Below are 22,200 nucleotides of genomic sequence, written 5' to 3'. Positions count from 1 at the left end.
GCTTATTTCGCCCGTTGCTCGAGGCATTTTCGACGATTTTTTCCTCAGAACGATGAACTGGAGTAAGCGTCCGGGCATCCCGTCTTGCGCAACTAAGTCGGCTGCCATCGATGCGGCAACAACTCTCCAATCTCACTCGCCCGCTGCGTCGGCAGGCGAGTAAGAACGTCCTTCAGATAAGCATACGCATCATGCCCGTTGAGCTTGGCCGACTGGATCAAACTCATTAGTGCAGCAGCGCGTTGACCACTGCGTAGTGAACCGGCGAACAGCCAGTTTTTTCTTCCAAGAGCCCAAGGTCGAATTTGCTGTTCGATATGGTTGTTGTCTATCGGCACCGTGCCGTCGTTGAGATAACGGCTCAACGCAGCCCAACGTTTTAGGCTGTAATCCAAGGCTTTGGTAATCCCCAAACCTTCATGCACAAGCTCGCGCTGGGCGATCATCCAGGCATGAAACGCGTCCATCAGGGGCGCTGCTTTTTCCTGACGTATTCGTCGCCGGACATCCGGTTCCAAATCGCGGACTTCGCGTTCAACTTCATATAAAGCCGCGATGTACCGCAACGCTTGCTCGGCAAGCACGCTTTTATTGGTGACGTGCAGGTCGTAGAACTTACGGCGGGCGTGGGTCATGCAGCCGATTTCAGTGACGCCAAGTGCAAAACTGGCTTTGTAACCACCGTAATCGTCGCAGACCAACTTGCCTTTCCAGCCGCCGAGGAAGTTACGGGCATACTCGCCCGAGCGGCCAGGGCTGAAGTCGTACACCACCGCGCTGATTTCAGCGAACGCGGTCGTGGCGTAGCCCCAAACATAAGCTCGATGGGTTTTCTTCTCGCCCGGCGCGAGCATCTGTACCGGTGCTTCATCGACATGCACCACGTTGTGCGCAAGCACGACCTCGCGCAGGGCATCCACCAGTGGCTGTAATTGCACGCCGCAAGCGCCGACCCAACTGGCCAGTGTTGATCGAGGAATTGCGAGACCGGCTCGCCCGAAGATTTGCTCCTGGCGGTACAGCGGCAAATGATCGGCGTATTTCGCGATCATCACCTGAGCCAGCAACCCGGCAGTCGGGATGCCTTTGTCGATCACCTGCGCCGGCACCGGCTCTTGAATCAAGGTTTCGCAGTTATCACAGACCCATTTGCCACGAATATGCCGTTCGACGCTGAACACGCCTGGCGTGTAGTCGAGCTTTTCGCTGACGTCTTCGCCGATGCGCTTGAGGGCGCAGCCGCATTGGCATTGAGTGTTAGGCTCGTGATGAATCAGCGTGCGAGGAAACTCGGCAGGCAACGCAGTGCGTTTGGGTTGCTGTCGGACTGCTGATTGCGCTGGTTTTGGTGCCAGGATTTCAAGCTCTGCTTCGATGGCGGCCAGGTCGGTCTCAATCAGGTCGTCGAGCAAGCTGGCCTGATCTGGACTAAACGACTCGGAGCGTTTGGCAAAGCGGTGGCGTTTGAGCAGGGCGATTTCGTGAATGAGTTGCTGGTTGCGGGTCTTCTGATGAAGCACCTCTTTGTCGAGGCTCGCCAGCTGCGTATCTAGATGCTCAACGCGTTTGAGCAACTGCGCAGCGAGGCTGCGCAGTTGTTCGGTGTCGAGCTGATCGAGAGGAGGAGTAGGAATCATGGCGATGACTCTGCCCGATCTGCTGATCGATGTATGTCATCCATGTCTCTTAATGGTTACGGATGGCTCCGTCAGACCCAAGCCGTTGCCAGGGAAGACCCACCACCAGCGCCTGAAGCTGCTCAGTATTTAGCTCCATTTGGTCACCATGCCGATTACTCGGCCAGGAAAATTTCCCCTGGTGCAGACGGCGCGCCGCCAACCAAACGCCCAGACCGTCGTGAACCAACACCTTCATGCGGTTGCCCCGACGATTAGCAAAAAGATAAGCGCAGTGCGGCTGCGCCGCACCGAAGACAGACACGACTCGTGCGAGGGCTTTCTCGGTGCCGGAGCGCATATCCATCGGTTCGGTGGCCAGCCAAATTGCGTCGATGCGGATCACGAAGCAAGTCCACGGACAAAACGGACACATCCCTCGGGATCGGAAGACGGCCATTTCACCGTAATGGTTTGCTCGCCGAATGGCAGCTCAATGATCACAGATGACTCCGCCTGCCTTTTCGGGGCGACCTTTACCGGAACAAACGCCGGCAGGCTTGCGGGTGGCTGGTCTCGAAAAAGTGGCAGCCACTTACGGATCACGTTGGCATTGATGCCGTGACTGATGGCCACGCTGGAGATGGAGGCGCCGGGTTGCAGGCATTCCTGGACAACCTGGGCTTTGAACGACTTGGGGTAAGAGCTTCGTTGGCGCATTTAAGGGCTATCGCGTCCGCTTAAAAATAGGCGGACACCATCGCCCTTAATTTGGGAGGTCGGTAGGTGTGTTCACCGTTCGCTTACGAACTGGACTCGGAGTTGCTTATCGCATCTCCAATTTAATGGCGCTCAGAAATAGGGGCGATTCAGTTGGCCCAGCTTGCTAGCTGGATGTGATGCACCTCAAGGTCCGTTTTTACACTCTCTGAGCCGAAAGCTGCCGTACTAGGCAGACCGCTTTCGGCCAGAAACGGATACTGAGAAACACTAACTTTTACCTTGATTGGACCAGTAGTCTCGGTGAACGCAAAAAATCATTAAATCATCGAGCCATTGAAATCTTCGCGCCACCAAGCTAACGCCTCTAATTTTCATTAACCAAATTCAGAGCGAACTCCCACGACAGAAAATGGATATGGCCTTTTTGCTAACGCATCAACCTCTCGTTCTTCAACCAAACTAGTACCGGCTTTAATTTTTGATACTGCAAAATTACGCCATTCCTCAGGTAGTCCGAGCCACCAAGATGGCCGCATATAGGTGTTTTCAAGTTGTTCAAACGCGAGTTGAATAACTGCAGCAGATTTTTCCAGATCAGGCAACTCTTTAAAGGACTCAACAAACGCCGCTGGTGGTCCATTTTTACTACCCAGCCAACCAAACGCGGCCACTGTTACTCCATTCAATATGGTGAGATTAAATGCAATCTGCTCGAACTCTGCTGATCCTCTCCCGAGCTTTTGCAATTGATTTCCAGAAAAGTCAACTTCAGGGTAAAACGCTCCACAGGCTACTACTGGAAGAACCTCCGAAAACTCAACTGCGTAGACTGAAAATTCTGAACGATCATTACTACGATAGGCACTGTCATAACGTTTTTTGATCGACTCTAAATCAATCAAACCTCTCTTCATTCCTACAGCGTTGTAATGGAGGTGTTGCTGAACTATCGCTTGTTTTAGAAAAGAGGCGCCATAATCCATCTGTTGTTGAATAGGCACCGCACGCACTGCTGCGCGCTTCGTGTACAGTTCATATGCAATAGCACGAAACGTCAAAAGGAACACGCTTTCGGCTGATAATGTCGATCCACCTATTTCCACAGGACGAAAGAGCGTAGTGTCATGGAAGTTACAAAATCCGTTAAATGTTGATGCTCCACGAACGCCATCCAGTATGGGGTCAATACGGCCTTCATTGTCAAAAATTGCCTGAACCCCAGCCTTCACAGACATCACGTGACCAGCTTCCGTTATACCAGCTAAGCCGCCGCTACGTTGAATTGTGTGTGCTCGAATAATTTTCTGGCTGCAAGTTTCAGCCCCGGCGTCTGGGTGAGAGCAATACCCTTGAGAGTATTGATCTCGCAACTCAGAAAGCAACCGACCAATTTTGACCGGTGGGCGCTTTTCACGATCCTTATGACACCACTTCCATTTTATATTTGAACCACACCAGCAAGGGTCATACGGGTGCATGGATTCAACTGGATATATGTGGTCTGGCTCTAAAAATGGTGCTGATAACGAGGGATGAGGGGGCATCATAATGCTTGTCCAATTCAATTAGCTGAAGGGCCGAGCGTAGCTATCTCAAGTTGAAAAATTCAGGAATTCACTCTTCTTAACTTATTTATGGATTATTGTACAGCATCGACCGTAGTCAAGTGCCTGCCCCGGTCCTCTAAGAATTTCCTATCTTCCGGGAGAGGCTGCAACCGGGCAAAAGCTGCCCTTCGTGAAGGGCAGAGTGAATCGCCCCTAGTTTCGTAGACACCTCCAAGCCTTAAAATGAGGCCCATTAGGAGGTGCCATGAGCAACCCGCGTTACCCCGAAGAATTCAAAATCCAAGCAGTCAATCAAGTGACCGAAAAGAAGCTGCCTGTCGCTGATGTGGCGGCGCGTCTTGGCGTGTCGTCGCATAGCCTCTATGCCTGGATAAAGCGCTACAGCAAACCTCAAGAAGAACGGAAGCAGGATGATGATCAGCACGCTGAACTGCGTCGTCTGCGAGCCGAACTCAAGCGGGTCACCGAAGAGTGAGACATCTTAAAAAAGGCCGCCGCGTACTTTGCCAAGGAGTGCGGTTGAAGTACGCCTTTATCAAGCAGCGAGCGGGCGACTATTCCATTCGACGGCTTTGCCTGACGCTGAAAGTCCATCCCAGCGGTTATTACGCCTGGCTGTCTGAGCCGCAATCTGTACGCGCCAAAGACGACCAGCGACTGCTGGGTTTGATCAAGCATTCCTGGCTGGAGAGCGGCGGCGTTTATGGCTATCGCAAAGTCCATGACGATCTGCGCGAAGTCGGTGAGGATTGTGGTCGGCATCGTGTGGCGAGGCTGATGCGTCTTGAAGGTCTGCGCTCTCAGACAGGGTATCGACGCCGCCCTGGCAAATACGGCGGTAAGCCAGCCGTCGCCTCACCCAATTTACTGAAGCGCCAGTTTGATGTCGTAGAACCCAACAAAGTTTGGGTCACCGACATCACTTACATTCGTACGTATGAAGGCTGGCTGTATTTGGCAGTGGTGCTGGATCTGTTTTCTCGTCAGGTCGTTGGCTGGTCAATGAAGTCGCAAATGACCAGTGATTCGGCCATTGATGCGTTATTGATGGCGGTTTGGAGGCGAAAACCGAAACAGGAGGTGATGGTTCACTCCGACCAAGGCAGCCAGTACAGCAGCTCCGATTGGCGCAGTTTTTTGAAAGCGAACAATTTGGTTGCCAGTATGAGTCGCCGAGGCAACTGTCATGACAACGCTGTGGCCGAGAGCTTTTTCCAGCTTCTGAAACGGGAACGGATCAAGCGGAAAATCTACACCTCGCGGCAAGATGCTCGTAGTGATGTATTTGATTACATCGAGATGTTCTACAACGCAAAACGCCGCCATGGTTTCAACAATCAGCTGTCACCGGTAGAGTTTGAAAAGCGTTACGCAATGAGCTTGCAAGGTGTCTAGAGAATCCGGGGCGATTCAGGGTGCTATTGGCCAATAACCACCTCTCACAAACAACCACCCCCGCCCACAAACAGAAGCTCACTCAATTAATTCCACACCCTCATCGACAATGCACCGCAGTACACAGCGGTGGTGCACACAATAGTTTGGGCAATGATGAAACCGAAGCCGGCTCCCAAAAATGCGATGCCCGCGACGACCCATGGCAATGTCGCATTCACACGGAATCTCAATAACCAAGCAGACACACTGGTGCCCACGACCAGTCCCGGGACAGAAAACAAATGCCCCAGCCCAACGAGGCCGCCATCACGGCCCGAGCTGGATATGATCGCCATATAGACCAGAAGCGTAACAGCCGCTGCGGCTGTCGCTCCCGTTAGGAACAGGGCCCGGGCACGTAGAATCAGGCCTGGAAGCAAGGTCACCACTGGTACCAGCGTGAGGTACCAGTAGCCTAAGTGGAGCGTGTTCCCGGCACCCGAGGCGTATGCCAGAACAAGCGCCACCAAAACCATTGAACAGACGAGGTCATCCCTGAAGCTCATTTTCATTCACTTGAATCGCCATAAGCGCCGACAGTGCTCAAAGATTAGCTGATCGTACAAGCTTCGCTCATTGGCTCAATAAGGACGGTGTCGCACCATCACTCGCTTGCCTGCAGACGCCTCAACCTCCCCTTCCACCGCCGCCCGTCGCTCGCTCTCTGAAACAAACCGCCGCGAGTGAACAAGCTCCCCTGAGCGCTGGAAGTTGATCGCCTCAGGCTGTCGCGTTCGATTCGGGCAGATGCACTTCAGTGGCGCTGCGCCCCGCCAGCCAGGCGAGTACGGCGGCGGCGACCAATACGGTTGCGCTGAGTTCGAAGGTGGCTTTGTAGCCGCTCAGATCAAAGGCCAGGCCGCCGATGATTGCCCCGGCGGCGATCGCCAGTTGCACGATGGCCACGAGCAAGCCGCCGCCGGCTTCGGCATCATCCGGAAGTGTTTGCGCCAGCCATGTCCACCATCCAACCGGCGCGGCAGTCGCGACCAGCCCCCACAGCCCGAGGAGGACGGCGGTCAGCAACGGCGATGCGCCGAAGTTCACCAGTGCCAGTGCGATGGCCGCCATGATCAGCGGGATGACCGTCAGTGTGCGATAGAGGCCGTTGCCGATGAACCTTTCGATCACAAAGGTCCCGATGAAGCCCGCCAGTCCCAGCCCCAACAGCATCAACGACAAGGTTGAAACACTGACGCCGGTGACTCCTTCAAGAAACGGACGCAGGTAAGTGAACAGCATGAACTGGCCCATGAAAAATACGCTGACGGCGATCATTCCCAGCGCCACCGGCAACCGTGTCATCAGGCGCAGGGCGTTACCGCTGCCGGCCTGGCGCTCGGCCTTGAAAGACGGAAGGCTGATCAGCAGCCACACAGCCGCCAGCGCGGCGACCGGAACCACGCAAAAAAATGCGCCGCGCCAGCCTATCAACGAGCCGAGGAAGCTGCCGGCAGGTGCGGCGATGACCGTCGCCAGCGCGTTACCGCCATTGACAATGGCCAGCGCGCGGGACACCTGATCGGACGGCACCAAGCGCATCGCGGTCGCCGCCGACAGTGACCAGAAACCGCCGATGGCGATGCCGATCAAGGCACGCCCGAACATGAATGAGGGGTAGCCCGGCGCGAACGCGACGATCGTCCCCGAGACGATCATCAACAAGGTCAGGGACAGCAACAGCTTTTTGCGCTCGACACGCGCGGCGACCGCGGCAATCACCAGGCTGGTGATCAGGGCGAATGCTCCGGATACGGAAATACCCTGCCCGGCCTGGCCTTCCGTGATGTGCAGTTCAGCGGCAATCGGCGTTAGCAGGCTGACGGGCATGAACTCGGAAGCGACCAGGGCGAATGCGGCCAGCGACATCGCCAGCACGGCGCTCCAGCCGCGTTTTTCTGTAGAGAGAACAGTCATGGGAACTACCTGTGGTGCAAAAAACATGAGGGGGTGATGCGCAGGGGGCGAGCAATTGATTGCTCACATGAGCACTTCCCCCGTAACAGTTCGACACATTCTCCCGGTCGATCCACCTCTGCCCTAGTGCATTCCTCTTGAATGCTTGCCTGATCCTCTGAGGATGCAGGGTGATGGATAGGAAACGCCTCGGCAGCGGATTACAGTTCGCTCAACAGGAGTGAGCCGCCATGATCGACACACCGCTGCGCCATGAATCTCCATTGGCGTTGAACATTGACCCGCGCGTGAGCGCACCGGGCGACTTCGCCACGGCCATCCCCGGGCTGTCGCTGTTTCGTCGCGATCAGCCGGCGCCCCCGGTCGTGTGCATGGTCGAACCGAGCCTGATTCTGGTGGGTCGCGGGGAAAAGCGTTTGTGGGTCGGTGGCGAGGGCTATCGCTACGACCATTCGCGGTTTCTGGTCACCTCGCTGGACTTGCCCGCCAACTCCGAAGTGCTGCGTGCCAGCCCTGCACAGCCCTGCGTCGGGCTGGTGCTGAAACTGGATGTCAGCATGCTCGCCGAGGTCATCACCAAGGTGGGCTTGCCGGCGAAGCGGCAGCCCTCCACCGCGTCAGGCGCCGCGATTGGCAACATGTCGTCCACCCTGGAAGGTGCGCTCGATCGCTTGCTGGCATTGCTCGATGAACCCGAGGCAATCCCGGTGCTGGCGCCACTGATCCTGCGAGAGATCCACTATCGGCTGCTCCACACCGATCAAGGCGCACGGCTGCGGCAGATCACCGCCGTCGATGGCCAGGGTTATCGCATTGCCAAGGCCATCGACTGGCTCAAGGTCAACTTCAGCGCTGCCCTGCGCATTGATGAACTGGCGGCGCGGGTGCAAATGAGCGCACCCACCTTTCACCATCATTTCCGCCAGCTCACCGGTATGAGTCCGCTGCAATACCAGAAATGGCTGCGGCTCAACGAGGCCCGCCGGCTGATGTTGATGGAGCGTCTGGACGTGTCGCGCGCAGCGTTTGCCGTCGGGTATGAAAGCCCCTCGCAGTTCAGCCGCGAATACGGCCGCTTGTTCGGCACCGCGCCCAGCCGTGACATCTCGTTGCTGCGTGGCCAGCCTTTCGAGGCGGAGACGCTCGGCAGTGCGGCGAGTTGAGCGAACGACACATTTTCCGGTGATACGCCTCGCTGCGTGTCACTGCTTATAACAACGCACGTCAACCGATGATCAAGCGGGTGAGCCATGGAACTACGAATTAACCAGAAGACCTATCAGGTCGATGCCGACGCCGATACGCCCTTGCTGTGGGTGATCCACGATGACCTGGGCATGACCGGCACCAAGTACGGCTGCGGCCTGGCGCAATGCGGCGCCTGTTCGGTGCTGGTGGACGGCAATGTGGTGCGCTCGTGCGTCACACCGGTGGCCGGCGTGGTCGGCCGCGAGGTCACCACCATTGAGGCCATCGAGGCCGATGAAGTGGGCAAACGGGTCGTCTCGACCTGGGTCGATCTGCAGGTCGCCCAGTGTGGCTATTGCCAGTCCGGGCAGGTGATGGCCGCCACCGCACTGCTCAAACAGAACCCCAGGCCGAGTGACGCACAGATCGAAGCGGCGATGGTCAATCTGTGCCGTTGCGGCACCTACAACGCCATTCATGCCGCCGTGCATGAACTGGCCGGCAAGGGAGACGCCTGATGACCGTTCGTATTGATCCGTCCCTGGAAGCATCGGCCCTGGCCCTGCACGATCCGGTCAATCTGTCGCGCCGACGTTTCCTCACCGGCACCGCCGTCGGTGCCCTGGTGCTCGGCTTCGGTCTGCCGCTGGGTGCCACCCGCGTGCAAGCGGCGGCAGCGGCGGCGACCGCCGAACGCGGCACGCAGGTCCCGGCGTTTCTCGAAATCCGCCCGGACAATCGCGTGCGCCTGCTCTGCCCGTTCATGGAGGGCGGGCAAGGTACGTTCACCGCGATGGCACAGATTGTCGGTGAAGAGCTGGATGCCGACCCGTCGACCTTCCTGGTCGAAGCCGCACCGCCCGGCGAAGCCTACGTGGTGTTGGAAAACGGCATGCGCATCACCGGCGGCAGCATGTCGGTGCGCCTGAGTTACCCGGTCATGCGCCGCCTCGGCGCCCTCGCCCGCGCCATGCTGTTGCAGGCCGGCGCACAAAAGCTGGGAGTGCCGGTGAGCGAATTGAGCACCGAGCCTGGCAAGGTTGTGCACGCCAAGTCGGGCCGCTCGCTGGCCTACGGTGAACTGGCCGGGCAGGCGATGGATCTGCCAGTTCCCGATCCGGCCTCTGTGAAGCTGCGTGACCCGAGTCAGTTCCGCTGGATCGGCAAACCCGTGAAGCGCCTCGATGCCTATGACAAGTCCACGGGCAAAGCACTCTACAGCATTGATCTGAAGGTCGACGACATGCTGCATGCCGCCGTCCAGCATGCACCGCGCCTGGGGATGACCGTGGGCAACCTGCGCAACGAGGATCAGGTCAAAGCCATGAAAGGCGTGCATTCCGTGCATCGCCTGCCGGGTGCCGTGGCGGTGGTCGCCGAGCGTTGGTGGCACGCAAAACGTGCAGTGGAAGCCATCCAGGTCGACTGGCAGGAACCTGCCGCAGACAGCCAGGTGCGGCCGATGCCCGCCGACTTTTCCAGCGATGCCTGGTTCAAGCGACTGGCTGAAGACAAAGGCCCCGCCAGGGATGATGAAAATCAAGGGGACGTGGCTGGCGTTCTAGCGAGTGCGAAAACCCGGATCGACGCCACCTACCACAACCAATACCTGAACCACGGGCAACTCGAGCCACCTTCTGCGCTGGCCCGATTCAATCCGGACGGTTCGCTGGAGGTCTGGCTGCCCAACCAGGCGCCGGACATGTTCCGCGCGGACATCGCCAAACGCACAGGGCTGGATCCGTCGCGCATCACGCTGCATTCGCCATTGCTGGGCGGGTTCTTCGGTCGGCACTTCCTCTACGACTCGGCCAGTCCGTATCCCCAGGCAATCGCGTTGGCCAAAGCGGTTGGCCGCCCGGTCAAATTGATCTGGAGTCGTGAGGAGGAGTTCCTGCGTGACGTGCTGCGTCCGGTGGCGGCGGTGAATTTCCGCGCGGCGCTGGACAACGACGGCTGGCCGCTGGCAATCGAAGCGGTCAGCGCCACCGAAGGCCCGACCGAAGCCCTCGCCGGCAAACAAGGCGAGAAACTCGACCCGACGGCGCTTGAAGGGTTGTCGGGCAAGTCCTACGCGATCGCCAACAAGCGGATCGCGCAGATCTACGCCAAAGGTCCGGCGATGCTCGGTTACTGGCGTTCGGTGGGCAATTCGCTCAACGACTTTTTCTATGAATCGTTCCTCGACGAACTGGCGGACAAGGGTGGCAAGGACCCGTTCGAACTGCGCCTGCATCTGCTGCGCGACAATCAACGGCTGACCACGCTGCTGCAGGCGGTGGGTGAACTCTCGGGCGGCTGGAAGCGCGGGCCGTTTACCGCCGAGGACGGCAGCAAACGTGCGCGCGGCGTGGCCATGGCTTCGCCGTTCGGTACCGAGACGGCGGTGATCGCCGAGGTGTCCATCGAGCACGGCCAGGTCAAGGTCCACGACATTTGGCAGGCGATTGACCCGGGCAGCATCGTCAACCCGGCAATTGTCGAGGCTCAGGTCAATGGCGCGGTGGCGCTGGGGCTGTCGCAGACGCTGGTGGAAGAGGCCGTGTGGGTGGATGGCAAGCCCCGGGCGCGCAACTACGACCTGTATCAGATCCTGCCGCCGGCGCGGATGGCACGGGTTCACGTGCGTGTCATCGAGAGCGGAGAAAAAATGGGCGGCATCGGTGAACCGCCGCTGCCCGCCGTCGCGCCGGCCGTCGCCAATGCAGTGGCAACGCTGACCGGGCAACGGGTGCGCAGCCTGCCCATGAGCCGACACACCTTCACTTGATCAGCGCCGGAGCGTCCATGAATAACAGCCGATTCGCAAGAACCGCTGGCTGGCTGGCAGTGCCGTGCCTGGTCGCGGCAGGCCTGCTGGCCTGGTATGTCACACGCGAGCCCGTCTCGCGCCTTGAAACCCATCAAATCGCCGTGGCCGACATCGACCCGGCGCTGGTCGCCCGTGGTGAATACGTCGCCCGGCTCAGCGATTGCGTGGCCTGTCACAGCCTGCCGGGCGGCGCGCCGTTCGCCGGCGGCCTGGAAATGGCCACGCCGCTGGGCTCAATCCACGCAACCAATATCACCCCGGACACCGAAACCGGCATCGGCCACTACAGCCTTGCGGACTTTGACCGAGCGGTGCGCCACGGCGTGGCACCCGACAGTCGCCGTCTGTATCCGGCGATGCCCTACCCGTCTTACGCCAAGCTCAGTGATGACGACGTGCGTGCGCTGTATGCGTTTTTCATGAAAGGCGTGGCGCCGGTGAAACAGGCGAACATCCCGAGTGCAATTCCCTTTCCGCTGAATCTGCGCTGGCCGATTGCACTGTGGAACGGTGTGTTTGTCGACGCCGAACCTTACGCGGCCAAAGCCTCGCAGGATGAGGTGTGGAACCGCGGCGCGTATCTCGTCCAGGGCGCCGGGCACTGCGGCAGTTGCCATTCACCCCGAGGCTTGGCGTTCAACGAGAAGGCACTGGATGAGACCGGCAAGCCGTACCTCGCCGGCGCCTTGCTCGACGGCTGGTACGCACCGAGCCTGCGCGATGACCACAACACCGGGCTTGGGCGCTGGAGCGAAGCGGAAATTGTGCAGTTCCTCAAGACCGGCCGCAATAAACACGCGGTGGTCTACGGTTCGATGACCGAGGCCTTCAACAACTCCACGCAGTTCATGACCGACGACGATCTGACGGCGATTGCCCGTTACCTCAAGTCGTTGCCGGGCGATCCCCAGCGCGACGGCCAGCCCTGGCAGTATCAAGCGGTTTCGGCTGCGACGCGTCTGGACGCACCCGGTGCGCATACCTACGTGACACGCTGCGCCTCGTGCCATGGCCTGGACGGCAAGGGCCAGGCCGAATGGATGCCGCCACTGGCCGGTGCCACCTCCGCACTGGCCAGGGAAAGCGCCTCGGCGATCAACATCACCCTCAACGGTTCGCAGCGGGTCGTGGCGGCCGGTGTCCCGGACGCCTATCGCATGCCGGCCTTCCGTGAGCAATTGTCGGATCAGCAGATCGCCGACGTGCTGACCTTCATGCGCACCACTTGGGGCAATCAGGGCAGTGCCGTGGATGCGCAAGCAGTTGGCAAACTGCGTGAGCACACCGACCCGGCCAGCAGCAGCCCGATCATCCTGCAGATGCGCTAAGAGGGGACGCTGATGGAAAGCATCGACTTGCTGGTCCTGCGCACCGCGCGGGACTGGCTCGCCGCCGGCGAGCGGGTGTTGCTCGCCACGGTGGCGCGCACCTGGGGTTCTTCACCGCGCCCGACAGGTTCGATGATGGCCCTGCGCGACGACGGTCGTGTGGTGGGCAGCGTGTCCGGCGGCTGCATCGAGGATGACCTGATCCACCGCTATACCACGGCCCACGGCGGCAACGCTTTCAATGACAGCGCAGCGCAAGTGGTGCGCTATGGCGTCAGCGCCGACGAGGCGCATCGCTTCGGCTTGCCCTGCGGTGGCACGCTTGAGCTGATCCTCGAATTCAACCCGGCGTGGCAGTCACTCGATGCATTGCTGGTGCAACTGGACGCCGGGCAACTGGTTCGCCGTCGCCTGGCGTTGGCCTCCGGCCAGGTCACGCTCGAAGCCACGGCGACGCCCGAACAATTCAGCTTCGATGGCTCGCAGATGCTCAACACCCTGGGGCCGGGCTATCGAATGCTCATGATCGGTGCCGGGGCGCTGGCCGAGTACCTCGCGACCATGGCGTTGTTCAACGGGTTCAAGGTGGCGGTGTGCGATCCGCGTCCCGAGTACATCGAGACCTGGGCGGTGGACGGCGTCGAACGTATCGTCGGCATGCCCGATGACGTGGTCCGCGACTTCGCGGTCGATCTGCGCACCTGCATCGTCGCCTTGAGCCATGATCCCAAACTCGACGATCTGGCTCTGCTCGAAGCGCTCCACAGCCCGGCGTTCTACATCGGCGCCATCGGCTCGCGGCGCAACAGCCAGCTGCGCCGCGAACGGCTGATCGAGCATTTTGGTGAGACGCAAGCGTCACTTGAACGTCTGCACGGGCCGATCGGCCTCTACATAGGCAGCAAGACGCCGGCAGAAATCGCTGTCAGTGTGATGGCCGAAATTCTTGCAGCGAAGAATGGCGCCAGCCTGCCGAAAGCGTTTTCCATCGCCCGGGCCAAAGCGCAGCAAGGCCTGCCGGAGTCGATCTGACGCCAAAGATCGTCAGCGCAGCGCAACACGGTGTGTCTGCCCGAACGCAGGCCCTCAACCCAAACCGAACCGCGCCTGCTACGCTCCCCCTCATGAAAACCGCCATTATCTCCGACACCCACGGCCTGCTACGCCCCGAAGCCCTCGCCGTCCTTGAGGGCAGCGACCTGATCATCCACGCCGGCGACATCGGCGCCCCGGAAATCCTCAGCCAACTCGCCGCCATTGCCCCACTGCACGCCGTGCGCGGCAACAACGACCTCGACCTGCCCTGGGCCGCCGCCCTGCCCGACCACCTCAGCTTCGACCTCAACGGCTGGCCAACCCTGCTGACCCACGACATCGCCGACGTGCCCGCACTGCTCACCAGCGCCATCAAACTGGTGATCACCGGCCACTCCCACAAGCCGCTGATCGAATGGCGCGAAAACTGTCTCTACCTGAACCCCGGCAGTGCCGGACGCCGCCGCTTCAAACTCCCGGTCACGCTTGCCTTGCTCGACGCCAGCCGCACCGCGCTTGAACCCGAGCTGATCCACCTTCTGCCGTGAAACTTTTCCTCCCCATCTCCCCCAATCACCTAACCTCATAGGCTGTGTGTTCCATTCGAGCCCGTCGCCCCCATGCGCAACGCATTGCAGTGTTTGTGGTTGACCGTACTGATCCTGCTCATCCCCGGCAGTCCGCCGCTGTGGGCGGCGGAGTTGCCGGCGCCGTCGGCGACCGCCGCCGCGCCGCTGCCGGTGATTTCCCAGAGTGATCTGCAAGCCCTGCAACAACGCCTCGATGCACTGAAACAGCAGATTTCTGCCGCGAACAATTACAACCAGCTCGAGGGCCCGCAGGATCGCGTGCAGGCGTTCATTCTGGATGTCGATAAGTTGTCGACGGCGTTGTTGCCGCAGCAGGCGCAACTGACGGTGCAACTGGGGGTGTTGGGGGCGGCGCCGGATACCGGAATTGCCTCGGAGCAGGCGGATATCATCGCGCAGCGGGCGTCGCTGACGGAGCAGAAGAACAAGGTCGATGCGACGCTCAAGAGCCTCGCGGCGTTGAAGCAGAGTGCGGCGGATCTGATCACGCAGATTGCCGGTATCCGGCGCACGCTGCTGGAGAGCGAACTGACCCTGGGTACGGACAGTGTGCTGAACCCGGATTTCTGGTCGCCGCTGATCAACCCTTCGCCGGATGATCGCCAGAGGCTAAGCTTTTTCGTGCAGCAGATCGAAGAAACCTGGGCCACGGTGTGGGCGCCAGGGCAGCACGTTTATACGGTGCTGTTGGTGATGCTGGCGCTGCTGATCTGGACGTACGGACGGCGCTTGGCCGAACGCGGGCTGACCTGGGTCTGCATTCATCGCATGCCGGAGGGGCGTCTGCGCCGCAGCGCGCTGGCGTTCGCTTCAGCCCTTGCGACCATTGCCACCACCGCCATCGCCCTGCATGTGCTGTTTTACGCCCTCACCCGCCACGCGCCGCTGACGCCGGTGCTGGCGACGTTTTCCGATGAGTTCGAAAAAGTCGTGTATGCCTGCGTGCTGATCACCGGGCTGAGCCGAGCCTTGCTGTCGACGCAACATCCGTCGTGGCGCCTGCCGGCGATTGCCGATCCGGTGGCGCTGGCGCTGAAGCCGTTCCCACGGATTCTGTCCTGCGCGTTGCTGGTGCTGGTGACGCTGGTGCAAGTCAGCAATGCCACGGGCATGAGCAGTCAGATTGTGCTCGCCGGGCGCGGCGTGATTGCCATGGTGGTGCTGGCGATTGTGGTGACGATGCTGTTGCAGGTGAGCAAGGCACGCAAGGCGATGATCGCCGCCAATGATGCGTCGGCGGCGGGCAGCACGTTCTCCGGTGTGATTTTCACCGTCGCCAGTCTGTCGATTTTCGTGGCGGCGATGGCGCTGCTCACCGGGTACGTGTCGCTGGCGCGGTTCATCACCTATGAATTGGTGTGGTCGTATATCGTCCTGTCCGGGTTCTACCTGTTGATCCAGGTGATCAAGGACGCCTGCGAGCATGTATTTTCGCCCAGACACGCCAGCGGCAAAGCGCTGAAACAGTTGCTCGGGGTGGGTGATCGACGCCTCGATCAGATGTCGATTCTGTTGTCCGGTTTCAGTCGTGCCGGGCTGTTGCTGCTGGCAGTGATCGCGCTGTTTGTCGGCGGCATCGGCACCACGCTGGGGCAGCTGGCGAGCAATATCATGGCGATTCTCGGCGGCGCCGGGTTGCGCAAGCTGAACATTGTTCCCGGCCATTTGCTCAACGCGGTGCTGGCGCTGATTGTCGGCATCTGGCTGATCCGCGCCCTGCGCCGCTGGCTCGACAACGAATTTCTGCCCAAGACCGACATGGACCCCGGCATGTGTGCGTCGCTGAGCACGCTGTTTTCCAACATCGGTTATGCCTTCGTGATTCTGCTGACCCTGTCGTCGCTGGGCGTGAAGTGGACCAACCTGGCGTGGATCGTCAGTGCGCTGTCGGTGGGCATCGGTTTCGGTTTGCAGGAGATCGTGAAGAACTTCGTGTCGGGCCTGATTCTGCTGACCGAGCGGCCGGTGAAAGTCGGCGATCTGATCAGCATCAGCGGCGTCGAGGGCGACATCCGCCGCATCAACGTGCGCGCCACGGAAATCCAGCTCAGTGACCGCTCGATCGTGATCGTGCCGAACTCGCAACTGATCTCGCAGAACCTGCGCAACGTCACGCTCGGTGGCAGTGCCCAGGGCGTGGCGTCTCTGGAGTTGGTGTTTCCGCTGGATATCGACCCGGAAGAGGTGAAGGACCTGCTGCTCAACGCCTACTGCGAGAACGAAACCGTCCTCGAAAAACCGGCGCCGTTTGTGCGCTTCAGCAAGCTGACGCCGGACGGCATCACCTTGACGGTGACCGGGTACGTCGCCAGCCCGAGGATTGTCGGGGTGACCAAAAGCGATCTGCTGTTCGAGGTGCTCAAGCGACTGGGGGCGGCGGGGATTGCGCTGGCGAAGCCGGCGGAGAGTACCTAGGCAACCGGTGGGCGAATGAAAACGTCGGCAACCCTTTCGCAATGAACGGGGCCTGATTGACAGCTCAAGATTCCTCGACTTAGCTGGAGCGGAGCGATGGTGCCCTGTTACCCGTTAGTGAAAAGGAATTCACCTTGGCCTTCAATTCGGTTTGGCTCGGTTATGACGGATACCCAAGTCTGGTGCAGGCGTATCTCAACAGTCCTTGGTCGGCGGCCGCGCGCGCCATGCGCGGGGCGAATGCCGACTTCACCCTGGTCAATTACGCGACCTTCTTTTTTACTGTCCCCAACCCCTTCAACGGCGGCATTCCGGGCCCGTTCATCATCACGCAGCCGAGCGCCGCGTGCCACTCGGAAAAACAAGTGTGGATCGCGATACGCGGCGTTCAGTCGTTAAACCGCTTCAGTATCCCCAACTGGATGGTCGGCCAGGGCAACGCAGCGGGATTGGCCCGGCTGACCCCCGCACAGGCCCAGGCACTCGATGGCACCGTGATCCACGCGGTTTATACCGAGCGGCAACCGTGCGGCACCTGCAGCCCGTTTTTGAACGACATTCTGTTGGATAACACACCGGTGTTCTGGCACTTCCCTTACCCCAGTCAAGAGACGTCAAAGCACAAGCACGACGACAATGACATTGTCGTCAATGGCTTGATGGCGATGTCACGCGACAAGACTTACGGGCAGTCGATGAAGGATCACACACGAGAGGGTCGGGTCGAAGGCAACAAGGACCTGCGCTCAGCCATGAAGTACATCGGCAAACAGCAGGCCGGCCAATACCCGACGCTCATGGCTACCATGGTCAACATGGACACCAGCGATTAACCGGACGGCGCCATCAGACCCGCACGGGCGTCCCGTCGCCTGCTGTTTAAGGCACGTCCCCCGCTAGAAGCCATAGGTGGCGCGAGCAGGCGTAAAAAAACCCGGTTGTTGAGGCCGGGTTTTGTTGGTTACAGCGATCGACTCAGACATTCGAGCGGCGTTCGAGCAGACGGTCTGCGCCACCTTCCGCTACGCGGTTGCCCTGCAGATGATCCGAACCATCGGCGGCGACGGCATCGCTGAACAGCGGGTCGGTTTGTGTCGCAGCGGCTACCGCATCGCTGAACAGTGGATCGGTTTCGGTGGCGGCGAACGCGTTCAGTGCGAAAAGCGAGAAAGCGATGCCAAGCAGGGTTTGGCGTTTCATGATCATGTGCTCCGTTGCAGTGGTTGGGTGTGGAGCCGATCTTACGCTGCGCTCTTCATATGAGAACTTCATTGAATTAATGGTTGTTATTGACGCCATCAATGCAACGTTCGACCTGATCACCTCGACCGCTTTCACAGGTCGGCGAGTAACGCCTCGCAGCGTTGCTCATCCAGCCGGGTGTTCATGATGCAGAGGCGCATCACCGTTTCGCCTTGCCAGCTTGAAGGCACCACCAGCGCAATGCCATCACGCAGACAGCGCTGCGCCCAGTCATCGTAATCGCGCGCCTGCCAGCCCTCGCGCCGGAACAGGATCACGCTCAACCCGCACGCCGGAATCAGCGTCAGCCTTGGGTGACAGGCAATTCGCTTGCGCAGACGGGCACTCAGGTCGAGTATTTGCTCCAGGGTGTGCCGGTAAGCGCCGCTGCCATACACCGCCAGCGAAAACCACAGCGGCACGCCCCGCGCCCGGCGCGACAGGTGAAAGGCGTAGTGCATCGGGTTGCATTGCTGCGATTGGTTGATCTGCTCCAGATACGACGCGTCCTGGGTAAACGCCGCTGTGACCGGGCCCGGATTGGCATAGAGCAGCGCACAACAGTCATACGGCACGAACAGGCCCTTGTGGGGGTCGATGATCAGCGAGTCGGCCAGTTCGATGCCGGCAAATGTCGCTCGCACACTCGGGACGCACAGAAACGCGCCGCCGTAGGCCGCATCGACATGGAACCAGATGCCGTGCCGTCGGGCGAGTTGGCCGACCCCGGCCAAGTCGTCGATCAGCCCCGCATTGGTCGAACCGGCCACCGCCACCACCGCCACCACCTGTTGCAGTCGGTCGTCGGCTTCAAGCTCTGCCAACGTGCGCGCCAACGCCGTCGCCGTCAGACGGCCCGTCTCATCGGAGGCGACAACCACGACGTGCAGATCGAGTAAGCGGGCACTGACGATGATTGACGAGTGGGCGCCGTCCGCCACCAGCAACAGCCCCGGACGCATGCCCACGCGATCTCGATAACGCTGCCGCGCCGCCACCAATGCGGAAAAATTGCCGGCGGTGCCGCCGCTGACAAAACAGCCTGAGGCGGCGGCCGGCAGACCGGCCAGATCGGACAGCCAGCGCAATGCCTGGTTTTCCGCCCAGATCAGCCCCGCCCCGCCGAGCCATCCCGAACCGATCATGCCGCTGGCCGACAGCAAGCCGTCCATCAACGCGGCGGCCGGGGTCGGCGCAGCCCCGATGTAGGCCAGATAACCCGGATGGTCAGTGGCAACGCCTTGCTGGCTGAGCAGACCGGCATACACATCAAGCGCTTGAGCCAGACCAATCCCGGCCTCACAGATCGACTGCCCCACCGCTCGTTCGGCGGCCTCGGCAATCTGTTCCGCCTCGGCGGGAGCGGCCAGCGCTCCCCGTGGTCGGGTCAAGGCCTGGCGCAGTGCCGCCAACATGAGGTCGAGATCGTCGGGGGCCATAGCGCCCTCGCCGATGCCGGGCAGTCCAGGCGCAGCGCCAGAAAATTGCAGAGCCATGATTACGTCCTTGTATCGTTTTCGCAGAGTGCGGGGTAATGACGCCGGACCAGCGTGTAGTCGGCGGGTCGGTATTGTCGGTGAGCAAAATCGGCGTGCCTGTCCAGGTACGCGGCCACTGGCTCGCCACGTGAAAAGGCAGCCGCGACAAGCTCCAGCGCCAGGCCCACGCACTGGCCAAAATCCGGGGTGGCATGCGGGCACAAGGTGCTCGCCCCGGTGCCGGCAAGCAGTGCGTCGAACTCGTCGACCACGCAATCGTCGGGCACCAGGTAAAGCGCTCCCGGCCGTGCGCGTCGACGGATCTCGCCTGCGACCGCGACATGCGAGCCCATCAACGCGCAGATGGCCACCTCTGCTGTGGCGGGCGTCGAGTGCGGGCGTAACGCCGCCGCCAGACGTTCGCCGTAGGCCGAACCGTCGCTCCAGATGTCGGCGATGCGCAGAGAATGGCGCATCAGATAATCGCGCATGACGATCACCTGGCGCGCCTCGCTGGCGCACAGGCGGAATGCCCCCACGCTCTGGCACAGATCAGCGGCAGTGGCTGCCGGCAGCAGCAATGGAACCCCGGCGGCGCGGTAAAGCGCCCCCGCCGCCCGGGCACATTCGCTGTTGAAATGGCCGATGACCACCTCGGCACCGGCGGACAACAGACGATGCGCCGCATCGACCGCAACAACCGGATCAGCCGCATCGTCCGCCCACACCAATGGCAGCGCACTACCCTGCGCCGCCCGGCGCAACCACTCGCCGTAGGCCGCACGCGGCCCGGTGAGCGGGCCGACGATACCGACCGGCCGTGGTGCAATGACACGGCTCATCCAGTCTGGCCCGGCATCAGTCGCGCCAAGGCTTCTGCCGACAATCGCGGCAGTTCAAGCCGTAGATGCAGCGCCGGCGCATGGCCTGCGGCGAAGAATGCACTCGCCTGCTGTGGATCGCACTCGCGCTCGGCCAGATTGAGCAGGTCAGTCAATTGCTCGCTGAGGCCCGGCATCAACGGATAGGTGGCATAGGCCAGCCAACGTGCGGTCAGCGCCTGCAATGCCAACGACGTGCGGGCATGGTTGGACAGCGGTTGCCCGGGTGCACTCAGCAGATAATCCTGCGCGGCGCTGAAACGCGAGACCCGGTCGATGACCTGCGCGACCTGCTCGGCCATCCGCAGTGGCGAAAAGGTCGACGTCGAGGCTGCTTGCCGGTAGCCCTCGATCCATTGGCGCAGCTCGTCATGGTAGTTTTTCTGGTCGCTCAGCCAGGCACCAGGCTCGGGGATCTTGCCGCCGTGCTCGGCCAGGCGTGCTTGCAGACGCTGCATCCAGGCACTCAGTTTTTCCGGGAACAACTCATTGATCCGGGCGCAGATCCGGGTCACGGTGAAATTGCTGCGCATGCCTTCAGGACGGGTAAGCATCAAGGCCATGCGCGCGTAGTCGCTGCCGGTTTCGGCGAGAAAATCCTTGCCCCAGATGAGGTGGCGACGGCTGGTGGAAAATTTGCTGCCGTCGAGGTCCAGCAGTTCGTTGACCACATGGTGGCGCGGTGGCGTCAGGCCCAGCGCCAGATAGACCGCCGGGAACAACAGCGTGTGGTAGTAAGCGTTGTCGAAGCCATAGCAGTGGACGATGTCCATGCTGCCCGAATAGCAATGGGCCGCTCTGGCGAAGCGATCGGCACCGGCGACCGGCAGATCACTGGCCCCCCAAAGATACCCGAAGGCCATTTCGAACCAGACGTACATCACCTGATCCTGCATCGACGGCAAGCGGTGGCGAATGCCCCAGTCACTGCGATGGCTGATGCAGATATCCGGCAGCCCCTGGGTCAACATGGTGTGACAGAGCTGATAGACGTGCGCCGGCATGTTCGCTGTCTGCACGTACTTGGACAGATCGTCAGCAAAGGCACTCAGGCGGAAAAACAAGCGTGTCTCAATGCGCAACTGTGGCTGACGACCGTCGCGTTTGACCCGTGGCTGGGTCAGGTCGGTGCATTGGTTCGGCTGGCCGCAGGCTTCGCAGGCATTACCGTCGCTGCTTTCGCCACAGTGCGGGCAGCCGCCGTTGAGAAAGGCTTCGTGCAGCGCATTGCCCTGGTCATCGACGAACACCGGGGTGTCCTTGGCGTAAATCAGGCCCTGATCGTGCAGGCGCTGCAAGTAATGATGCGCAAAGTCGGCGTATTCGCCTTGGTTGTCCGGTGTGATGAACAGGTCCATGTCGATGCCAAAGCCCTGCCAGGTCTCGCGAATCGCCTGGGCATAATGGTCGGCGCAGGCCTTGGGCGAGGTATTTTCCTTGGCTGCGCACGTCAGCACGTACGTCTGATTGTCGTCACGGCCACTGCCATAAAAGACCTTGGCGCCGCTGTTGCTCAACACGCGCTTGAGCACATCGCCGGCGATGTAGGGCCCCGACAGGTGGCCCAGATGCAAATCCCCGTTGGGCGTGGGCGGCGTGGAAAAAATCAGGGTGTCCACAGGCGGCTCCGCTTCGCTCGGTTGCAACTGTCCCGCGTCCCAATACAGCGAGTGAAAGTGCAGCGGCTGGCGATCACTCAGGTTGCGGATGGTGTGCGACTCGAATCGCGCGCAATGCACCGCATCGCCGGCGTTGACCTCAAGGGTTTCCTGCGCGGTCCGGACCAGACCGTGCCCTTCGGTGAAGATGAACAGTTCATCTTCGAAATGGTTGTGCGGCTGGCTTTCCTGGCCCGGGGCCAATGTGCAGCCCATCAGATTGAGCGCGGTTCCCGGCAACTCGACGACGCGCGAATCAACGTTGTAGAAACGCTTGGCCGGGGAAAACATATTGATCTTTTTCATTGTGCT

18 protein-coding genes and 1 pseudogene are annotated in these 22,200 nt (G+C 60.5%); 9 read left to right on the top strand and 10 right to left on the bottom strand.

The window, feature by feature from the left end:
• Nucleotides 1-92: 92 nt before the first annotated feature.
• From tnpC to K5Y35_RS20030, 4 genes are all read right to left on the bottom strand, one after another.
• The gene (gene tnpC, locus K5Y35_RS20045; protein ID WP_222832715.1) at nucleotides 93-1,637 is read right to left on the bottom strand and encodes an IS66 family transposase; all 1,545 of its coding nucleotides are present in this window, start codon (nucleotides 1,635-1,637) and stop codon (nucleotides 93-95) included.
• A gap of 49 nt (nucleotides 1,638-1,686) precedes the next feature.
• Nucleotides 1,687-2,022 carry an IS66 family insertion sequence element accessory protein TnpB gene (tnpB, locus tag K5Y35_RS20040; protein WP_249745149.1) on the bottom strand — a complete coding sequence of 112 codons (336 nt, stop codon included), beginning with the start codon at nucleotides 2,020-2,022 and terminating at the stop codon, nucleotides 1,687-1,689.
• Nucleotides 2,019-2,336: an IS66-like element accessory protein TnpA gene (gene tnpA / locus K5Y35_RS20035; protein ID WP_222832713.1), complete on the bottom strand. Its 318-nt coding sequence runs from the start codon at nucleotides 2,334-2,336 to the stop codon at nucleotides 2,019-2,021. Before tnpA ends, tnpB begins: the two co-directional genes overlap by 4 nt.
• Nucleotides 2,337-2,713: 377 nt before the next feature.
• Nucleotides 2,714-3,817 (bottom strand): hypothetical protein, encoded by a 1,104-nt coding sequence (locus K5Y35_RS20030; RefSeq protein ID WP_222832712.1) that lies wholly within the window; start codon nucleotides 3,815-3,817, stop codon nucleotides 2,714-2,716.
• 334 nt (nucleotides 3,818-4,151) lie between these two features.
• Between K5Y35_RS20030 and K5Y35_RS20025 the strand changes: the two are divergent.
• Nucleotides 4,152-5,302: pseudogene (locus tag K5Y35_RS20025) on the top strand (IS3 family transposase).
• An 86-nt stretch (nucleotides 5,303-5,388) separates the two neighbouring features.
• Here the strand turns inward: K5Y35_RS20025 and K5Y35_RS20020 are convergent.
• Complete coding sequence (locus K5Y35_RS20020; RefSeq protein ID WP_222832711.1) at nucleotides 5,389-5,856, bottom strand: hypothetical protein; 468 nt, start codon at nucleotides 5,854-5,856, stop codon at nucleotides 5,389-5,391.
• A gap of 208 nt (nucleotides 5,857-6,064) precedes the next feature.
• Complete coding sequence (locus tag K5Y35_RS20015) at nucleotides 6,065-7,261, bottom strand: MFS transporter (RefSeq protein WP_222832710.1); 1,197 nt, start codon at nucleotides 7,259-7,261, stop codon at nucleotides 6,065-6,067.
• Nucleotides 7,262-7,491: 230 nt separating this feature from the next.
• Here K5Y35_RS20015 and K5Y35_RS20010 point away from each other — a divergent pair, with 230 nt between their 5' ends.
• The 8 genes from K5Y35_RS20010 to K5Y35_RS19975 all read left to right on the top strand — a co-directional run bounded on the left by K5Y35_RS20010 (nucleotide 7,492) and on the right by K5Y35_RS19975 (nucleotide 17,462).
• Nucleotides 7,492-8,424 (top strand): AraC family transcriptional regulator, encoded by a 933-nt coding sequence (locus K5Y35_RS20010; protein ID WP_123462934.1) that lies wholly within the window; start codon nucleotides 7,492-7,494, stop codon nucleotides 8,422-8,424.
• A gap of 87 nt (nucleotides 8,425-8,511) precedes the next feature.
• Nucleotides 8,512-8,967 carry a (2Fe-2S)-binding protein gene (locus tag K5Y35_RS20005; protein ID WP_222832709.1) on the top strand — a complete coding sequence of 152 codons (456 nt, stop codon included), beginning with the start codon at nucleotides 8,512-8,514 and terminating at the stop codon, nucleotides 8,965-8,967.
• The gene (locus K5Y35_RS20000; RefSeq protein WP_222832708.1) at nucleotides 8,967-11,219 is read left to right on the top strand and encodes a xanthine dehydrogenase family protein molybdopterin-binding subunit; all 2,253 of its coding nucleotides are present in this window, start codon (nucleotides 8,967-8,969) and stop codon (nucleotides 11,217-11,219) included. The genes K5Y35_RS20005 and K5Y35_RS20000 overlap by 1 nt, the downstream gene beginning before the upstream one ends.
• Nucleotides 11,220-11,236: 17 nt before the next feature.
• Nucleotides 11,237-12,589 carry a c-type cytochrome gene (locus K5Y35_RS19995; protein ID WP_222832707.1) on the top strand — a complete coding sequence of 451 codons (1,353 nt, stop codon included), beginning with the start codon at nucleotides 11,237-11,239 and terminating at the stop codon, nucleotides 12,587-12,589.
• Nucleotides 12,590-12,601: 12 nt separating this feature from the next.
• Entirely contained in the window at nucleotides 12,602-13,621 is a 1,020-nt protein-coding gene (locus K5Y35_RS19990) for an XdhC family protein (protein ID WP_123462927.1), read from the top strand.
• 92 nt (nucleotides 13,622-13,713) lie between these two features.
• Nucleotides 13,714-14,172 carry a metallophosphoesterase family protein gene (locus K5Y35_RS19985; RefSeq protein WP_128614776.1) on the top strand — a complete coding sequence of 153 codons (459 nt, stop codon included), beginning with the start codon at nucleotides 13,714-13,716 and terminating at the stop codon, nucleotides 14,170-14,172.
• A 72-nt stretch (nucleotides 14,173-14,244) separates the two neighbouring features.
• Complete coding sequence (locus tag K5Y35_RS19980) at nucleotides 14,245-16,629, top strand: DUF3772 domain-containing protein (RefSeq protein WP_222832706.1); 2,385 nt, start codon at nucleotides 14,245-14,247, stop codon at nucleotides 16,627-16,629.
• A 134-nt stretch (nucleotides 16,630-16,763) separates the two neighbouring features.
• On the top strand, nucleotides 16,764-17,462 hold the full coding sequence (locus K5Y35_RS19975; protein WP_123462921.1) for a hypothetical protein: 699 nt from the start codon (nucleotides 16,764-16,766) through the stop codon (nucleotides 17,460-17,462).
• Nucleotides 17,463-17,604: 142 nt separating this feature from the next.
• Here K5Y35_RS19975 and K5Y35_RS19970 read toward each other — a convergent pair whose 3' ends face one another.
• The 4 genes from K5Y35_RS19970 to K5Y35_RS19955 all read right to left on the bottom strand — a co-directional run bounded on the left by K5Y35_RS19970 (nucleotide 17,605) and on the right by K5Y35_RS19955 (nucleotide 22,194).
• Nucleotides 17,605-17,829 carry a hypothetical protein gene (locus tag K5Y35_RS19970; RefSeq protein ID WP_123462919.1) on the bottom strand — a complete coding sequence of 75 codons (225 nt, stop codon included), beginning with the start codon at nucleotides 17,827-17,829 and terminating at the stop codon, nucleotides 17,605-17,607.
• Between the two features lie 134 nt (nucleotides 17,830-17,963).
• Nucleotides 17,964-19,367 carry a pyridoxal phosphate-dependent decarboxylase family protein gene (locus K5Y35_RS19965; protein WP_222832705.1) on the bottom strand — a complete coding sequence of 468 codons (1,404 nt, stop codon included), beginning with the start codon at nucleotides 19,365-19,367 and terminating at the stop codon, nucleotides 17,964-17,966.
• Nucleotides 19,368-19,369: 2 nt separating this feature from the next.
• Nucleotides 19,370-20,191 (bottom strand): ABC transporter substrate-binding protein, encoded by an 822-nt coding sequence (locus tag K5Y35_RS19960; protein WP_222832704.1) that lies wholly within the window; start codon nucleotides 20,189-20,191, stop codon nucleotides 19,370-19,372.
• Nucleotides 20,188-22,194 (bottom strand): class I tRNA ligase family protein, encoded by a 2,007-nt coding sequence (locus K5Y35_RS19955; protein ID WP_261991203.1) that lies wholly within the window; start codon nucleotides 22,192-22,194, stop codon nucleotides 20,188-20,190. Before K5Y35_RS19955 ends, K5Y35_RS19960 begins: the two co-directional genes overlap by 4 nt.
• Nucleotides 22,195-22,200 lie beyond the last annotated feature (6 nt).

Source organism: Pseudomonas sp. SC3(2021), from assembly GCF_019856535.1.
GTDB classification, from domain to species: Bacteria; Pseudomonadota; Gammaproteobacteria; order Pseudomonadales; family Pseudomonadaceae; genus Aquipseudomonas; species Aquipseudomonas monsensis.
Note: the sequence above shows the minus strand (reverse complement) of the source record. Positions and strands in the feature narration are given on the sequence as shown.

What these genes read in the sequence shown, in the direction of transcription:
- K5Y35_RS20005 (WP_222832709.1), top strand. Translation starts at nt 8,512, where the DNA reads ATGGAACTACGAATTAACCAGAAGACCTATCAGGTCGATGCCGACGCC.
- K5Y35_RS19995 (WP_222832707.1), top strand. Translation starts at nt 11,237, where the DNA reads ATGAATAACAGCCGATTCGCAAGAACCGCTGGCTGGCTGGCAGTGCCG.
- K5Y35_RS19980 (WP_222832706.1), top strand. Translation starts at nt 14,245, where the DNA reads ATGCGCAACGCATTGCAGTGTTTGTGGTTGACCGTACTGATCCTGCTC.
- K5Y35_RS19985 (WP_128614776.1), top strand. Translation starts at nt 13,714, where the DNA reads ATGAAAACCGCCATTATCTCCGACACCCACGGCCTGCTACGCCCCGAA.
- K5Y35_RS19990 (WP_123462927.1), top strand. Translation starts at nt 12,602, where the DNA reads ATGGAAAGCATCGACTTGCTGGTCCTGCGCACCGCGCGGGACTGGCTC.
- tnpA (WP_222832713.1), bottom strand. Translation starts at nt 2,336, where the DNA reads ATGCGCCAACGAAGCTCTTACCCCAAGTCGTTCAAAGCCCAGGTTGTC.
- K5Y35_RS19970 (WP_123462919.1), bottom strand. Translation starts at nt 17,829, where the DNA reads ATGAAACGCCAAACCCTGCTTGGCATCGCTTTCTCGCTTTTCGCACTG.
- K5Y35_RS20020 (WP_222832711.1), bottom strand. Translation starts at nt 5,856, where the DNA reads ATGAAAATGAGCTTCAGGGATGACCTCGTCTGTTCAATGGTTTTGGTG.
- K5Y35_RS20015 (WP_222832710.1), bottom strand. Translation starts at nt 7,261, where the DNA reads ATGACTGTTCTCTCTACAGAAAAACGCGGCTGGAGCGCCGTGCTGGCG.
- K5Y35_RS20030 (WP_222832712.1), bottom strand. Translation starts at nt 3,817, where the DNA reads ATGCACCCGTATGACCCTTGCTGGTGTGGTTCAAATATAAAATGGAAG.
- K5Y35_RS19955 (WP_261991203.1), bottom strand. Translation starts at nt 22,194, where the DNA reads ATGAAAAAGATCAATATGTTTTCCCCGGCCAAGCGTTTCTACAACGTT.
- K5Y35_RS19965 (WP_222832705.1), bottom strand. Translation starts at nt 19,367, where the DNA reads ATGGCTCTGCAATTTTCTGGCGCTGCGCCTGGACTGCCCGGCATCGGC.
- tnpC (WP_222832715.1), bottom strand. Translation starts at nt 1,637, where the DNA reads ATGATTCCTACTCCTCCTCTCGATCAGCTCGACACCGAACAACTGCGC.
- K5Y35_RS20000 (WP_222832708.1), top strand. Translation starts at nt 8,967, where the DNA reads ATGACCGTTCGTATTGATCCGTCCCTGGAAGCATCGGCCCTGGCCCTG.
- K5Y35_RS20010 (WP_123462934.1), top strand. Translation starts at nt 7,492, where the DNA reads ATGATCGACACACCGCTGCGCCATGAATCTCCATTGGCGTTGAACATT.
- K5Y35_RS19960 (WP_222832704.1), bottom strand. Translation starts at nt 20,191, where the DNA reads ATGAGCCGTGTCATTGCACCACGGCCGGTCGGTATCGTCGGCCCGCTC.